This is a genomic window from Mesobacillus stamsii (assembly GCF_030814065.1).
GTDB lineage: Bacteria > Bacillota > Bacilli > Bacillales > Cytobacillaceae > Mesobacillus > Mesobacillus stamsii.
On sequence record NZ_JAUSUN010000012.1, the window covers coordinates 24,706 to 41,020 of the forward strand.

A 16,315-nucleotide genomic window follows, 5' to 3' on the forward strand; every position below is an offset into this window, starting at 1 on the left:
AGCTATCATCGTTCATCAACGATTCAAAGGAGGGAGTTAGTTTGACTATAAAAAAATGGCATGTGGGGCTTGTAATCCTGCTCCTCGTATTTATCTATCTTTTCATTCAACTATTATTCGCCTCCGCTAAGATTCAAAGCTCCGTTAAAAAAACAAACCAGTTTGAGTCTGCGTCTGGCCCCCATGTTATTCTCATTACACAGGAGCTTGACAATCCTTATTGGAAAACCATAGAGCAGGGGGCAGTAGATGCAGCCGGAAAATTCAACATGAACCTGGAATATATCGGGCCTGCTCATATTAATCCAAACGAACAACTGGATTATTTTCATAAAGCTATTGCCGCAAAAGCGGATGCCATCATGGTCCAAGGAACAGTGGGAGAGGAGTTTGCCTCCCTGATGGATGAGGCAATGGCCCAGGGAATTCCGGTTATTACTGTAGACACCGATGCACCTGGTACGCGACGTTTAGCCTATGTAGGAACGGACAACTTTGCCTCCGGAGAAAAACTTGGGGAGTTAGTTGTTAAAGCTCAAAAGGGAAAAGGGCAGGTTGGCGTGATAATCGGCAGCAATACGGCAGAAAATCACAAACTCAGATTACAGGGCTTTTTATCGATTGTGCAACACTATCCCGATATCAAGGTAGTGGATATACAATCTTCGAGCATATCGCAAATTCTGGCGGAGCAGCAGGCAGAAAAAATGCTAAAAAAAAATCCGGAGATTCAAGTTCTTATTGGAACAAGCGCACTGGACGGCGTCGCCATTGTTCAGGCTGCTAAAACACTCAAGAAAGATCACATCAGAGTGTTTGGCTTTGATGATTTACCGGAAACCATTTTCGCTATCAAACAGGGAAAAATCGAAGCATCAATTGTCCAGCAGCCTTATAGAATGGGCTATGATTCCATCCAAATGCTCGATCAATTTTTCAAAAATCAAACAGTATCGACTACTCGTTACACAGATATCCATATTTTGAATAGGGGGAATGTAAAATGAATATTCGCACCAAGCTATTCATTTTCATTCCGGCACTGGTCCTCCTTTTAAACGGCGTTTTTTTGTTTGTTTTTCAAAGTGGAAAACAAGTCCAGGAAAATTATAACATTATGATGGATCGTATCTTGCTTTACAAGCAAGCGACAGATGAGACGGAGCAAACTCTCCGTTCCCTTAATCACTATTTGATTAATCCAACCCCGTCCACCTTATCGGAGTTTACTCAGCATCAACGGAAACTGAAAAAATTAAAAGAAAGTCCAGCCTTGGCGAACTTTAAAGGGGCTAACGCTCTTGCAAAGGAGGACTTCTATCACACGGTTGGAACATTGATCGAGCAGGAATCGGAAGTCATCCGTTCTTTTGAACAAAAGGACTTGGAAGCTTATACACAGCGTTATGCCAAAGCAGAAAAAACAGCTCGATTTCTGCAGGAAGAGGGTGAAAATCTTGTTGATTTGGAATTAAGCTTTTACCAGCCACTCTACTATGATATCTTAACCCAAACGGAAAAAATGAATAGATTAGGAGCGTACATGGTTGTAGTGACCATTCTGCTTAGTGCCGGTTTTGCCATCCTCTTGTCAGATAGCATCACTCATCCTATCAGCCGGCTGGTTCAGGCGGCGCGGCAGGTTTCCAAGGGAAATTTAGCTATTGAATTTCCGCGTTTTCCTGAGAGAAATGAGATTGGCATCCTTTCCGAAACTTTCCGGCAAATGCTAAAGGACATTCGCGATCTGATGGCCAAAAACTTGGAAAGTCTTCAAAAAGATAAAGTAGTTAAGGAGCTGGAACTGAAAGCCTTGCAGAGCCAAATCAACCCACATTTTTTATTTAATACCTTAAATATTCTTTCTAATCTTGCGATGATAGAAGGGGCAGAAGAAACTAGCGATTTGACCGTATCTGTTTCCAATTTAATCCGATATAATCTTAGAAAGCTTGATCAACCTGTGACATTGCGGGAGGAAATTAACCATGCCAAGGAATATTTCATCATCCAAAAAGCGAGGTTCCGCGACCGAGTAAGCTTTATTTCCGAAATTGAGGAAGAAGCTTTGGATCAGCTGATCCCTTGCCTGACCTTGCAGCCAATCATCGAAAATGCCTTTGTCCATGGGATTGAAGGGATGGAACAAGGTGCCGTCATCCGTTTAACAGTAAGAAAACTGGTGGACAGCATTGAAATTCGAATTTCAGATAATGGGAGTGGAATAACGGAGGAGATACGAAGTGCACTGCTTAACTTCGATCAGGAAGATGCTCTTCCGATCTCAAAAGGCCATTCGACAGGACTGGGGACAAAAAATGTGTTTAAACGTCTCCACCTATTTTACGGAAAAGACAAGCTTGTGGATATTGCCGCCGAGCAGCCGACCGGAACAACAGTGATTTTTAACCTGCCTGATAAAATAAAGGAACAAGGGGTTGTTTAAGGTGAATCGTATTTTGATTGCTGATGATGAAGCATTGGAACGGGAAGGCCTAGAGTTCATTTTAAATAAATATCTGCCAGGCCAATATAAAATTTTCCATGCAAAAAATGGACGAGAAGCGATTGAACAGGCGGAGGAAAACCAGCCGGATATTGTGCTGATGGATATCAAAATGCCCGGGATTCAGGGTTTGGATGCATTAAAAAGAATCCGCGAAATGAATCCAAAAACAAAGATGGTTGTGATTACGGCATATGATTATTTTTCCTATGCCAAGGAAGCGGTTCCGATTGGGATCAAGGAATACATCTTAAAGCCGGCTAAAAGAGAGCAGGTGGTTTCCCTCTTGCAAAGATTGACCAAGGAGCTGGATGAGGAAAAGGAAAAGACGCGAGAAAGCCTGAAGATGCAGGAGAAATTGACGGAGTTAATGCCACTGGTGGAAAGCGAAATGGCAATGATGATAATGGTCGACCAGGTGCAGGAGTTGAATCTTGTGCGTCTGGCAGAGCTGTCCCAATTTCAAATAGAGACAGGCTATTGCCTCGTGCTTGCCCTTCCGATTAATTCATTGAACAAGGATAAAAGAAAGCTATATGAAGCAGCGAAAAATTTTATGAAAACAAATGTTTCCTGTGTTGCCGGCCCGATGATTGGGAATCAAATTGTCTTCTTTCCTGCAGTGGATCGAACAAAACAGGGATACTCCTTAAGGATTGATGCGATAGAACTGGCCCAAAAATTAAGCGACTATATGCAGGATCGGTTCCGTCTAGAGGTTTCCATTGGCATTGGCTCCATCCAAACCAAGCTCGAAGGTTTGCGCCAGTCATATCAAGAAGCAATCCATGCTCTTGGTGAAAAAAACATTAACATTAACATCCGGCATTATGAGGATATTCTGATGAATCCAAGCTGGGACGGTTTTAAAAGCATGGACATAAATGAAATAATTTCTAGTTTCCGCCAGATGTTTGATCGTCTTAAACAGGATTCAGACAGCGATCTGAAATCTTGCAGGGATGCCGTTGTAGGTTTACTAGCGATCATCAGCCGCTATTTCCGTCAGTTTGGTATCCATCTAGAGGAAGGAACAATTGTCGCAGCCGATTTCCAAGAATTGCAAGAGATAGCTGAAAAGAGACTTCAAATGATGATTCACACTATTTTACAGCATAAAGGGAATAAGGCAATGGATGTCATGGAGCGTGCACGAAAATTTATTCAAGAACATTACCGTGAGGATCTATCAATGGAACAGACAGCCGAGCATGTTAATTTGAGTCCGTACTATTTTAGTAAAATTTTTAAGAGTGAAAACGGGAAAACATTTACCGATTATCTAACAGATATTCGTATTCAAAAGGCAAAAGAATTGATGGCGGAGATGACTATAAGCTTGAAGGAAGTCTGTTATGAAGTAGGGTATAAGGACCCGAACTATTTTAGCAGGGTGTTCAAAAGAGTGACAGGAATGACGCCAACTGACTACCGCCAGCAACTATCCACCTTTTTATAAGGTGGATTTTTTTGCGGTTCTAGGCAAAAAAGTGCTATTCACTTCTACGAGCATTTTTTTCAAAGATAAATGAGTCTAGAAGGATAGCAAGGAAGTGAAGGGATATGACCTTTTTGCCGAATGGAATTGTGATACCATAAAATATGTAAACGGATTCATTTATTAATCTACCATAATTTGAAAGGAGAAGGTACAATGAGTGACGCAATACTCCATCCACAATTAGTGGATTATGTTATCATTGCAGTCTATTTTATCTTTGTAATTCTAGTTGGAGTCGCCCTCAAGGATAAAATGAAAACGGGTTCAGATTTCTTCCTCTCTGACCGTTCCATCCCTGGGTGGATCACTAGTCTTGCTTTTTTATCAGCAAATCTGGGTGCACTTGAAATGTTAGGAATGGTTGCCAGCGGTTATCAATATGGAATAATGACCGTCCACTATTACTTAATTGGTGCAGTTCCGGCGATGATTTTTCTTGGCGTTTGGATGATGCCCTTCTACTATGGTTCCAAAGCCCGTTCTGTTCCGGAATATCTAAATTTTCGGTATAACGAGGCAACCCGAGCGTTAAATGGCATTTCCTTTGCGGTCATGACCGTGCTAATGTCAGGGATAAGCTTGTATGCCATGGCACTTATTTTAAAGGTATTGCTTGGTTGGTCGATGACCACCAGTATTTTACTATCAGCGGTGATTGTTCTTGTCTATGTAGCGATTGGTGGATTAACTTCTTCCATTTATAATGAGGTTATTCAGTTCTTCTTAATTTGGATTGGTCTGTTGCCAATTACCTTTCTTTCTTTAAAAGACGTCGGCGGCTGGAACAGTTTACTGGCACGTCTTCCGGATGGTTTTAGCCACGCTTGGCAAGGAACGGCTACAACTGCAGGGAACGGCATGAATGTTGAGTGGCTAGGGATTGTGCTTGGACTTGGTTTCGTCCTTTCCTTTGGTTACTGGACTACAGACTTTCTTGTTGTACAAAGGGCAATGGCTGCCAAAGACATGACTGCAGCTCAAAACACATCGATTCTTGCTTCTTTTCCAAAAATGCTCATGCCAATCCTTACGGTCATACCTGGAATGGCTGCGATTATTCTTTTGCCATCATTAGGCCAGGCAAGCGGTGTGGGTGATTACAATATGGCTCTCCCGTTATTAATGGCAAAGTATTATCCTCCCGGTTTATTAGGATTGGGGATAACGGCATTACTAGCTTCGTTCATGTCAGGTATGGCTGGTAATGTAACCGCATTCAATCAAATTTGGACATATGACATTTATCAAGCGTATCTTAATAAAAACGCTTCTGACAAACACTATCTGTTAATGGGACGCATTTCAACGGTTGCGGGAATTATCATCAGTATCTTTACTGCCTATATCGTTATGGGCTTCCCGAGTATAATGGACTACATGCAGACTTTATTCGGCTTTTTCAATGCTCCGTTGTTTGCGATTTTCTTGTTGGGGATGTTTTGGAAAAAAGCAACTCCTTGGGGCGGCTTTTGGGGCCTTTCAGCCGGCATTGCCACCGCGGCCATTCTTTATTACGGACTTCCAGCCGATCATTATGCAAGTCCTGCTGCCGGAAACTTTTGGAGAGCATGGTGGGCATTCTTTGCTGCATTTGTGGTCGAGACGGGTGTAAGCTTCGTTACTAAACCAAAAGAGGAAAAAGAACTTGTTGGTCTTGTCTATGGAATGAGCAAAAAAATAAACCATGCCCATTTGCCATGGTATCGCAAGCCTACTGTATTAGGGGCGATCTCCATGATCGTAATGGTTCTTATCAACATTTGGTTATTCTAAAGGAGGCGCAAAACTTGAAAATTTTCTTGGACTTAAGGGTAAATATCGGACTCGTGCTAACGATTATTGGAATCATTATCTTTCTCACCGGCCTTATAACTAAGCCTGAACTAGAATCACTTCATGGTGTGAACATTAACTTAATTTGGGGAATTGTCACAACAATAGTAGGAGCGTTCTTTTTAGGATTGTATTTTAAAAATCCGGATCAAGAATGATTATTTGCAACACTCAACTATGAAGCCGATGAAGACTATTTTGAGGAACTTGACAACTATAATTCCAAACTTTCTAAAGGAATTTATTGCCAACTACCCTGAACAAAAGACGTCAGATCGCGAAACTTTAAAAAACAAAAAGGGGCATCCAAAAGTCAAATAGAGACTTTATGGAACCCCTTTTTTCTTCCGCTCTAACGGCTAAGAGTCTGTCCGACAGAGTGAAATCCACGTATTTTTATTCAAAATGAATGTTTTTATACAATACAACGGATGAATAGGAAGCATCGCGTAATTATACACTAAAAAATTTATATCGGACAGACTCCTAGCACATCGAAATCGACAAACCGGTCCGAAGATAACACTAGTTTGGATAGCTTTAACCCTTTTCCAGTAAAATCTTTCTAAAGTTTCTTTTAGTTCGAGTGCATTTGTACGGTGAATAAGAATGAATAGAAAAAATGATTCTATCTGCAAGGGTTTGTGACGATTAAACTAGAAATAAAATGACATTACCCACCTGGGGGGATATTATATTGGAAGGTGGGCATTAATCATAACCTTCACAATGGCCATCATCATGGTCGTAGACATCCAATTTTGATGATTTTATTCGATAAGGGGGGATGAAAGAATGCAGGAGGCTGAAATCCAGCAAAATAAAACAACAAAGCAAAAATTATTTGTCATTCTTGCTCTAGCTATTCCGGCGATGATTGAAAACATTCTCCAAACCGTTGTTGGTTTTGTAGACACCTTGTTTGTTGCCAAGTTAGGCTTAAACGAAGTTACTGCAGTTGGTGTTGCGAATGCCATCTTGGCAGTATATATTGCCATCTTTATGGCGATAGGCGTTGGAACTTCTTCTTTGATAGCAAGGAATATCGGGGCAGGGGATTTGGAAAAGGCAAAATCAGTTGCTCGTCAGTCAACGTTTATTTCAGCAATTATTGGACTTCTTTTTGGACTGATCACCATATTTTTCAGTGAACCATTACTTCAGCTGATGGGAGCCGATTCCAAGGTTCTAGCAGACGGAGTAACATATTTCAAAATTGTTGGAATCTCATCCGTTTTTATCGCTCTCATGTTTACATTTGGCAGCATTCTGCGCGCTGCAGGAGACACGAAAACGCCAATGAAGGTCAGCTGGTGGATTAACATTTTGCATATTGGGTTGGATTATATCTTGATTTTTGGCGTTCTTGGGTTAACGGGGCTGGGAGTAGCTGGTGCAGCATGGGCTACGGTCATTGTACGTATAATCGGGACTTTGGCATTATATTTTTATATAAAAAAGTCTCAAGTATCCTTTCGTTTAATGGGAACTCGATCAACAAAAGATGCTCATTCAATCATCAAGCTGTCTACTCCTGCAGCAATCGAAAGATTAATCATGCGGCTGGGGCAGGTCCTCTACTTTGGGCTGATTGTAAAAATTGGAGCGGATACATATGCTGCGCATACAATTGCCGGAAATATTGAAACCTTTTCTTATATGCCTGGATATGGATTAGCTATAGCGGCTACCACTCTTGTAGGTCAAAGTATAGGGGCTAAACAGTCTAAAGAGGCGTTTGAATATGGAATGCTGACTACATGGGTGGCTGTCGTATTTATGTCATTGATCGGGGCGATATTGTTCTTCTTGTCACCTTGGTTTGCAACTTGGTTTACGACTGATAAAAACGCTGTAGATATGGTAGTGACAGCATTAAGAATTGATGCCTTTGCTCAGCCGGCATTGGCGGTTGGTTTAGTATTGGCAGGAGCTTTGCAGGGGGCAGGGGACACTAAGAGCCCTATGTATAGTACTGCAATTGGAATGTGGGTTATTAGGGTAATAGGAGTGTACATACTGGGAATCCAATTCGAAATGGGAATCGCAGGAGTCTGGATTTCCATTGCAATTGATTTATATGTTCGTGCGATCTACTTGTTCTATCGATTTAAAGTTAGGGCTAAAAGAACATCCGCCCTAAATGAATACAGTAAAAGGGAATGAAGGAAGCAGTGCAGCTTATACCTAGTGCACTGCTTCTTTGCATTCATCATGACAAATTAGGAATTGGTTATGGATTTATGTCTAATGCATAATTTTAGCACAATCGCTAACATTCTTTGCGCGTTATCCAGCTACAGCGAGTCTGTCCGATAAAAATTTTTAGCGTATAATTATGCGATAATGCTTCCTATTCATCCGTTTTATTGTCTAAAAACATTCATTTTGAATAGAAATACGTGGATTTCACTCCGTCGGACAGACTCCTAACCACTTGCACTTTCTTATTCAGTTTGGGCATTTTTTATTTTTTTTGTGCCCCATTTGTTTTCAAAAAGGATAATTATTGAAGGCAAGACTAATAGTGTACTGATTAAACAAAACATTGTATCTAATACGGTCGTAATTCCAAACGCTCTTAACATGATAAAATCAGAAAAGATTAGCGTACTAAATCCACCAATAACGGTTAAAGCAGATGCTGTAATCGCACGTCCAATTTTCGTCATAGCCGTTACCATAGCTTCCTTTGATTCTATTCCCTTTTCCCTTTCTTCTTGATACCTTTCCATGAGAAGGATCGTGAATTCGGTTCCTATCCCTAATATCAATGCACTTAGCACGGCTGTTAAGGGGTTAATAGCAACATCTAAGAAATACATCATTGCTGCAGACCAACCAATGACAAGTACAATAGGGACAATTGGATATAACGCTTGTTTTATTCGACGGTAAAGGACAAGTAAACTGAAAAACACTGCGCCAATTCCTAAGAAAGTGGAGAAGTGACGGTTGTCTGTTAAAGTGCTAATGCTTTTCACTGCAAGAACCATCATACCGGTTGAAGTTACTTCTACCCCATCAGGTGGTTGAATGTCATTTTCGATGGCTTCTATTAATTCTTTTTGCTGTTCCATTCCCATATTTTTCACGCTAAAGGTAATGGATGCCATTTTTTTATCTTTTGTAATCATAGATGATTTCATTGCTTCTGGTAGAGATTCAATTAACTGGTTAATTTGATCGTTATTATCAGGCAATTGACCATCATTCATCATCATCAAAGCAGATGCCATGCTTGTTGAAGATTCAATGGCTTCGTATTTATTCAGCTGACTTTTTTCGAATTCTTCCATCCATTGAAGCATTTCTGGTGTCGTTACGTCTTCAGATTCAATCATAAAATTCATTTCCATAGTTGAACCTATCGTATCCCTAATTTTATTTAACCCTATTAAGGCGGGTGAATCTTGTGGCATCAGTTTTTCAATATCTGTTTCCACACGAAGGTTATCCTCAAATGTAAAACTACCAATTGATAAGCCAATTGCTAACAATAAAACAATCAGTGGGTTGGCAACCACTTTTTTTGCTAACCACCCAAGCGCTTTTTCTATCTTATTTGAATGTTGTTTTTTAACAGTTTGACTTTTATTTCTATCACGAATGTTTAAGATGGCAAACATCAAAAATAATTCAAGAATATAAATAATAAAGACCCCAACAGCTAACATTTTGCCAAAGTCTTGAATCATTGGAACTTTGGAAACCAATAAGGTAATAAATCCTGCTGCCATCGTAATGACGGCTATACCGACTGCTGGTCCCATATGCTTAATGGAAGTAATAACGGATTCTTTTGCATTGCCTGATTTTGTAAATTCTTCGTCGTATCTGTTATGGAACTGAATAGCAAAGTCCGCTCCTAGACCTATTAAGATTGGGAGGATTGCCATTGTTACCATACTAAGTGGGATACCTAAATATCCCATTAATCCAAATGTCCAAACAATTCCAAGAAGCACAATCGGCAAAGTTAATAAACGCCATTTAACTGGAAATACAATTAATAAGATTACGAACATAAGGACAACGGACAGACCCAGCATAACTGCCATATCTTTCGTCATGCTATCTTGTATGGCTTGTGTTAATTTGGGTGTTCCTGATACAAGGGATTCTAGGCCGTTAATGCCTTTGTCCTGAAATGTAGTTTCTACATCATGAACAGCTTGGTTCATATCATCAATCGATAAATTCCCCGCTAATTTTATAACCATTACTGCATGCTGTCCATTTTGCGGTAAAAGCTTATTAGCCAATTCTTGAACATTTCCTTTTTCATCAAAAAGAACGGTTTTAACAAAAGTCTCGTTTGATAATGATGGTTCTCCTATTTTTTCCATTTGCAAGATTTGCGCACCATATTGGATTTCTATTTGTTGCATTACTTGTAATTTTGTTTCTTCTGCCACTTTTGCTTGCATTTCTTCTGAAGCACCTTGTTCTTTTGCTGTTTGAATAGCTTGGTTGACTGCTGCATCAACTGCCTGATTTGTCTGTTGTTGAAATGCTTCTTGCTGTTGTTGTGCTTTATCAACTGCCAATTCAACAATCGATGCTGGGCTAAATACATTATCAATTAAAGGATTATTAGTTAACTCTGTTTGTATTCCATTTATTTCATCAATTGAGGAAAGAATCTTTTCTTTGTCCCCCGATAACAACACAAAAATGGATTCACCGCCAAATTCGTTTTGAAAACGAAGATTATCTTGGAAAACAGGATCATCAGCTGGAATCATCATATCTTGACCTGTTTTCACTTCAATTTTAGTTGCTCCGATAACCATAATTACTGTTATTAAGATTATGAATATAATGGATATGAATGATTTCTCCGTAATCCATTTACCAATCGCTGAAAATAATGACTTCATGTATTATTCCCCTTTCTCCGAGAACGCTTTTGTAAGTAAATTCATAAACGTCTTTGTTTCTTCTTCTGTCCACTTACTAAAATAATGTTCTAAAACTTCATTTCTTTTTTGGGTGATTTGGTCATATAATTCCGCACCTTTTTTTGTAAAACTTATCCAAATAAGCCTTCTATCGGTTGTATCTCTCTCTCTGAGGACATAATCCAATTTAGTCATTTTATCAATTAATAAAGAGACAGCTCCAGTCGTAGTCCCTAGTTCGTTGACTATATCTTTTAAATTACATCTTTTCTCTTTAGAGATGGTTTGAAGAACAATAAATTGAGGAATTGTAATTTTTTCCTCAAAAATTTCCTGTGTTTCCTTTCCAAGACTTCTAATCAAATGGGAAATCAGATAATCAATTTTTTCATAATCAATTGGTTTTTTGAGCATAGTAATTACCTCCCGAAAAGTATATTACCATAAATAGTTTTAAAATAAAACTATTTAATTTTTAAACCTTTTAAGATGATAATTTTGATGATTTTATATCCTCGGTAAAAATTATGCAATGTTTGACTAATTTTCCCTCTATCTTGGTGTTTGGTATAAAATTGTTAGCTTTAGCGGAAACTGATGAAAAGAAAAAAATCGGTGGGGGTTATTTCAGTGAGTTACCAGGAATATTGGAAGCAAATAACGGAAAAAAACGATGAATTGACACAGTTAATCACTTCCTATTGGCACCAATACTCAGGTTTCGGAAATTGGCAGTTCTGGGTAGTTTTAGCCTTGCTTCTGCTGCCGTTGGTTTTGCTGTATTTTTTCATTGATCGGAACAGAATATTCGAGATTTTTTTCTTTGGTTATACGGTTCATATCCTATGGACATATGTCGAACTGGTCCTTGCAAATTATGGTCTTTTCATCCATACCTACTTCCTCTCGCCCTGGTTTCCTCAAGCTTTTAGTATGACAGCGTCTGCCTTGCCAGTTGGTTTCTTGCTTGTCTATCAATATTGTACGAATCATAATAAGAATTTTTATCTATATTCTGTCTTGCTTAGTGTGGTTTTCGCTTTCGGCTTCGCAACATTTGAAAACTTTATTGGCTTAGTGAAGATGGAGCGAGGAATGCATCAATTTTATATTTTTCTCATTGATATTGGGGTAGTTTTCTTGTCTTATTGGTTTACGAAAGGGATGCTTATATTAAGGGATAGAAGGAATGGCTAAACAGTTTGTTTTTCGAGTACAACGTGATAACCTTAGAATTTTTCATAGCATCCTCTTATCGGGCCATTGTTTCTATTGTTTGGCCTGTTTTGTATGTGTTCGGATTTTAGGATGACTTCACACTTTTTTACAGTGGCAAAATAGTTTATAATTATCAGTAAATAGCTTTGACCAATTTTTTTAATAGATTATGTTAAGGTTTTAACAAAATCGGAAGAAGTGTGTCTCAATCAGACGCGCTAACTCCAATATATGGGGCAAGGATGGATAAAATGAGCAGCATACAGAAAGCTACAGACGTGATCTTGATTGGTGCTGGTGTGATGAGTGCAACATTGGGATCGTTACTGAAACAGTTAGCACCAGAATGGGAAATCAAAGTGTTCGAAAAACTTTCTTCAGCAGGCGAAGAGAGCTCCAATGAGTGGAATAATGCCGGTACTGGACATGCAGCCCTCTGTGAGTTGAACTATACACCTGAAAAAGCGGATGGTTCAATCGATATTACCAAGGCCATTCATGTGAATGAACAATTCCAGCTTTCAAGACAATTTTGGTCTTATCTTGTAAAAAGCGATCTCATTCACAATCCTCAAGGTTTTATCAGGCCTCTGCCACACATGAGTTTAGTAGAAGGAGAAAATGAGGTAACCTTTTTGAAAAAAAGATATAAAGCGCTTTCGGCTATTCCTATGTTCCAGGGAATGAAGTTCTCAGATGACCCGGAAAAGCTGAAAGAATGGATGCCGTTAGTCATGGAAGGCCGGACATCTACTGAACCGATTGCGGCAACAAAAATAGATTCGGGTACCGATGTAAACTTTGGTGCTTTAACGAGGATGTTGTTTGAGCATTTGGAGGGTCAACATGTCAAGATCCACTATAAGCATAGTGTGAATGATATCAAACGCGAAAGTGATGGCTTATGGGAAGTCAAGGTCAAAAATCTCACTACCGGTACTGTGGAATTTCATAAAACCAAGTTTGTCTTTATTGGAGGCGGGGGAGGAAGCTTGCCGTTGCTGCAAAAAACTGGGATACCTGAATCCAAGCAGATTGGCGGATTCCCTGTAAGTGGCTTATTTTTAGTCTGCAACAACCCTAAAATAGTGGACAGGCACCACGCGAAGGTATATGGAAAGGCGAAGGTTGGGGCGCCACCGATGTCCGTGCCGCATCTTGATACAAGATTCATCGATAACAAAAAGACGTTGTTATTTGGCCCTTTCGCAGGATTCTCTCCTAAGTTCTTAAAGACAGGCTCAAACCTTGATTTGATTCGTTCGGTAAAGCCGGATAACATCGTAACGATGCTTGCCGCAGGAATGAAAGAACTGGACTTGACGAAATACCTGATTGAACAAGTAATGCTTTCCAACGAAAAGCGCATGGAAGAATTGCGTGAATTCATACCGAACGCCAAGAGCGAGGATTGGGGAGTGGTAGTCGCGGGTCAACGTGTACAAGTCATCAAGGACACAGAATCAAGCAAAGGCACACTTCAATTCGGTACAGAAGTCGTCCATGCTTCAGATGGATCCGTTGCAGCTTTACTAGGCGCATCGCCTGGTGCATCGACAGCAGTAAACGTCATGCTTGAAGTGCTCGAAAAATGCTTCCCGGAAAAAATGTTCGAATGGAAAGATAAAATCATGGAGATGATTCCTTCCTATGGAATATCTTTAGCGGCCAATCCGGAACTATTCCACGAGATCCAGGAATCTACAGCCCACGTACTCGGGTTGAACGATAAACAACAAGTTCATAGTATGTAAGATTCCCACCTTCGATCCCCTTTTAGAGGATTGAAGGTTTTTGGTAGAAAAGTGATTAAAGTGGTTAGCTGCTTCTCATTGGTAGATTAGTAGTGCTATGGGTTCGTTATTTTGACAGGTTGGAGGGTGAAGGGTTCAAAGTTGTCAAGAAACCGCTGTTATTTTGACAGGTTCGAGGGTAGAGCGAGCAAAGTTGTCAAAAAAACCGCCTGCTGCTCAATTGGCAGCAAAGCGGTCTTTGTTAGTTACGAATCAGGTAATCAAATGCACCTAATGCTGCGGTTGCGCCTGATCCCATTGAAATGATGATTTGTTTGTATGCACTGTCTGTACAGTCGCCTGCAGCGAAAACGCCAGGTAGGTTTGTGGCACCATGCTTATCAACGACAATCTCACCGAAGCGAGTGCGTTCAAGCGTGTCCTTGAGCCATTCTGTGTTCGGTACTAGGCCGATCTGGACGAATACACCTTGTAATTCAACGTGATGTTCTTCACTTGATGCACGATCGACATATGAAATTCCGTTTACTTTATCTGCTCCGGTAATTTCCGTTGTTTGTGCATTCGTCACGACTGTAACATTGGGCAGGCTGTTCAGACGTTCCTGTAAAACGGCATCCGCCTTTAGTTCAGGAGCGAACTCGATTACTGTTACGTGGTTTACAATCCCGGCAAGGTCGATTGCTGCTTCAATACCGGAGTTTCCTCCGCCAATAACAGCGACGTCTTTTCCTTCGAACAAAGGACCATCACAGTGTGCACAGTAGGCAACCCCTTTGTTCTTAAATTCTTCCTCTCCTGGTACGTTGACATTCCGCCAGCGGGCACCAGTTGAAATAATAACCGTTTTGCTTTTGAGAACCGCACCATTCTCGAGTGCGACCTCAATCATGTCTTTTTTCTCAAGTCGCTTTGCGCGTTGCAGGTTCATGATATCAACACCATATTCTTTCACATGCTCCTCAAGACTTGCAACGAGCTTTGGTCCTTCTGTATGCTTCACACTGATGAAGTTCTCAATGGCTAATGTATCCATGACTTGTCCGCCAAAGCGTTCCGCAATGATGCCGGTTCGGATTCCTTTACGAGCTGCATAGATGGCTGCGCTAGAACCAGCTGGCCCCCCTCCGACAACAAGAACATCATAAGGCTCTTTATCATCCAGCTCAGCTGCATCCGGGCCAGAGCCCAACTTCGCAAGGATTTCTTCAAGAGACATACGTCCGCTTCCGAATGGCTCGCCATTAAGGAATACGGTTGGCACCGCCATTACCTGCTTGCTTTCTACTTCCCCTTTAAAAGCAGCACCGTCAATCATGACATGGGAAATGCTAGGATTGAAAATGCTCATCACGTTCAGGGCTTGTACAACATCAGGACAATTATGGCAGCTTAGGCTTACATAGGTTTCAAATCGATATTCATCTGTAATTTCTCTAATCTGGTCGATGACTTTCTTGTCGACCTTAGGAGCTCTTCCGCTAACCTGCAGCAGAGCTAGAACTAATGAAGTGAACTCATGACCTAAAGGGATACCTGCAAAAGTAACCCCGGTATCTTCGCCAATACGGTTGACGCTGAAACTAGGTGTTCTTTCCAATTCGGCATGCTCCACTTTAATACGTGATGACATTGCTGCCAATTCATCTACTAAAGATAGCATGTCTCGTGAAACATCATCTGATCCCGCGCTAACTTTAAGCAGCACATCGCCTTCCATCATCTGAAGATATTGGGCTAATTGTGCTTTTATTTCTGCATCTAATAACATGGGTTAGTTCCCCTTAAATCTTTCCGACAAGATCAAGGCTTGGCTTAAGTGTTGCTTCGCCTTCTTTCCATTTTGCAGGGCAAACTTCGCCTGGGTTATTGCGTACATATTGTGCTGCTTTCAGCTTGTTTACTACTTGGCTTGCGTCACGGCCGATTCCACCTGCGTTGATTTCAACAGTTTGGATAATGCCGTCTGGATCGATGATGAAAGTTCCGCGTTCTGCAAGTCCATCTTCCTCGTTCAATACATCGAAGTTTCGAGTAACCTTCTGGGAAGGATCGCCAATCATGATGTACTCAATTTTCCTGATCGCTTCTGAGTGATCATGCCATGCTTTATGCGTAAAGTGTGTATCAGTGGAAACAGAGTAAACTTCCGCTCCCAATTTTTTTAGAGTAGCGTATTCGTTTTGCATGTCTTCAAGCTCAATAGGGCATACGAATGTGAAGTCTGCAGGGTAGAATACTACAACGCTCCACTTTCCTTTTAAGTTTTCTTCTGTAACTGTAATAAATTCTCCGTTGTGGAATGCGTTTGCTGTGAATGGTAAAACTTGAGTTCCAATTAATGCCATGATTATTTTCCTCCTTAAAATTGGTGAATTATTTTTGAAATAGTTTCCCTGAATGATTCAGTTAACTATTTGGTAAACTAGAATAATTCTAATACAGTAACGATTATTATATAAAATATAAAAAGTGTCAAGTGAACCGTATTAGTATATCCCATTTTCTTTCATTCATGTTTTTCAGACCTTTATATATATTTTATCAATGCCGTCCTATTAAATCCACCAATTGCCATTGCTTGTCGGAATCTATTTTA

12 protein-coding genes are annotated in these 16,315 nt (G+C 40.3%); 8 read left to right on the forward strand and 4 right to left on the reverse strand.

Going from position 1 to position 16,315, the window contains the following annotated elements:
- The first annotated feature begins 41 nt into the window (after positions 1-41).
- From J2S25_RS11100 to J2S25_RS11125, 6 genes are all read left to right on the forward strand, one after another.
- Positions 42-1,007: a substrate-binding domain-containing protein gene (locus J2S25_RS11100; RefSeq protein WP_307191914.1), complete on the forward strand. Its 966-nt coding sequence runs from the start codon at positions 42-44 to the stop codon at positions 1,005-1,007.
- Entirely contained in the window at positions 1,004-2,446 is a 1,443-nt protein-coding gene (locus J2S25_RS11105; protein WP_307191915.1) for a sensor histidine kinase, read from the forward strand. Before J2S25_RS11100 ends, J2S25_RS11105 begins: the two co-directional genes overlap by 4 nt.
- Before the next feature lies 1 nt (position 2,447).
- Complete coding sequence (locus tag J2S25_RS11110; RefSeq protein WP_307191916.1) at positions 2,448-3,965, forward strand: response regulator; 1,518 nt, start codon at positions 2,448-2,450, stop codon at positions 3,963-3,965.
- A gap of 195 nt (positions 3,966-4,160) precedes the next feature.
- The gene (locus J2S25_RS11115) at positions 4,161-5,780 is read left to right on the forward strand and encodes a sodium:solute symporter family protein (protein WP_307191917.1); all 1,620 of its coding nucleotides are present in this window, start codon (positions 4,161-4,163) and stop codon (positions 5,778-5,780) included.
- A gap of 14 nt (positions 5,781-5,794) precedes the next feature.
- Positions 5,795-5,998: a hypothetical protein gene (locus tag J2S25_RS11120; RefSeq protein WP_307191918.1), complete on the forward strand. Its 204-nt coding sequence runs from the start codon at positions 5,795-5,797 to the stop codon at positions 5,996-5,998.
- A gap of 637 nt (positions 5,999-6,635) precedes the next feature.
- Positions 6,636-8,006, forward strand: coding sequence for an MATE family efflux transporter (locus tag J2S25_RS11125; protein WP_307191919.1), 1,371 nt, complete (start codon positions 6,636-6,638; stop codon positions 8,004-8,006).
- Positions 8,007-8,287: 281 nt separating this feature from the next.
- Here J2S25_RS11125 and J2S25_RS11130 read toward each other — a convergent pair whose 3' ends face one another.
- Together J2S25_RS11130 and J2S25_RS11135 are read right to left on the reverse strand one after the other, a co-directional pair.
- Positions 8,288-10,723 carry an efflux RND transporter permease subunit gene (locus J2S25_RS11130; RefSeq protein ID WP_307191920.1) on the reverse strand — a complete coding sequence of 812 codons (2,436 nt, stop codon included), beginning with the start codon at positions 10,721-10,723 and terminating at the stop codon, positions 8,288-8,290.
- A gap of 3 nt (positions 10,724-10,726) precedes the next feature.
- Positions 10,727-11,158, reverse strand: a complete 432-nt coding sequence (locus J2S25_RS11135; protein ID WP_044393344.1) for a MarR family winged helix-turn-helix transcriptional regulator — start codon at positions 11,156-11,158, stop codon at positions 10,727-10,729.
- Positions 11,159-11,374: 216 nt separating this feature from the next.
- Between J2S25_RS11135 and J2S25_RS11140 the strand changes: the two genes are divergently transcribed.
- Positions 11,375-11,941 carry a hypothetical protein gene (locus tag J2S25_RS11140; protein ID WP_044393346.1) on the forward strand — a complete coding sequence of 189 codons (567 nt, stop codon included), beginning with the start codon at positions 11,375-11,377 and terminating at the stop codon, positions 11,939-11,941.
- A 272-nt stretch (positions 11,942-12,213) separates the two neighbouring features.
- Positions 12,214-13,716 (forward strand): malate:quinone oxidoreductase, encoded by a 1,503-nt coding sequence (locus tag J2S25_RS11145; RefSeq protein WP_307191921.1) that lies wholly within the window; start codon positions 12,214-12,216, stop codon positions 13,714-13,716.
- 241 nt (positions 13,717-13,957) lie between these two features.
- On the opposite strand, the gene ahpF is transcribed toward J2S25_RS11145, so the two are convergent.
- Together ahpF and ahpC are read right to left on the reverse strand one after the other, a co-directional pair.
- Complete coding sequence (gene ahpF / locus J2S25_RS11150) at positions 13,958-15,487, reverse strand: alkyl hydroperoxide reductase subunit F (RefSeq protein WP_307191922.1); 1,530 nt, start codon at positions 15,485-15,487, stop codon at positions 13,958-13,960.
- Between the two features lie 13 nt (positions 15,488-15,500).
- The gene (gene ahpC, locus J2S25_RS11155) at positions 15,501-16,064 is read right to left on the reverse strand and encodes an alkyl hydroperoxide reductase subunit C (protein ID WP_307191923.1); all 564 of its coding nucleotides are present in this window, start codon (positions 16,062-16,064) and stop codon (positions 15,501-15,503) included.
- Positions 16,065-16,315: the final 251 nt, after the last annotated feature.

Excerpts from the sequence above, each read along its gene's own strand:
- J2S25_RS11105 (WP_307191915.1), top strand. The coding sequence starts at position 1,004 with ATGAATATTCGCACCAAGCTATTCATTTTCATTCCGGCACTGGTCCTC.
- ahpC (WP_307191923.1), bottom strand. The coding sequence starts at position 16,064 with ATGGCATTAATTGGAACTCAAGTTTTACCATTCACAGCAAACGCATTC.
- J2S25_RS11125 (WP_307191919.1), top strand. The coding sequence starts at position 6,636 with ATGCAGGAGGCTGAAATCCAGCAAAATAAAACAACAAAGCAAAAATTA.
- J2S25_RS11115 (WP_307191917.1), top strand. The coding sequence starts at position 4,161 with ATGAGTGACGCAATACTCCATCCACAATTAGTGGATTATGTTATCATT.
- J2S25_RS11135 (WP_044393344.1), bottom strand. The coding sequence starts at position 11,158 with ATGCTCAAAAAACCAATTGATTATGAAAAAATTGATTATCTGATTTCC.
- J2S25_RS11145 (WP_307191921.1), top strand. The coding sequence starts at position 12,214 with ATGAGCAGCATACAGAAAGCTACAGACGTGATCTTGATTGGTGCTGGT.
- ahpF (WP_307191922.1), bottom strand. The coding sequence starts at position 15,487 with ATGTTATTAGATGCAGAAATAAAAGCACAATTAGCCCAATATCTTCAG.
- J2S25_RS11130 (WP_307191920.1), bottom strand. The coding sequence starts at position 10,723 with ATGAAGTCATTATTTTCAGCGATTGGTAAATGGATTACGGAGAAATCA.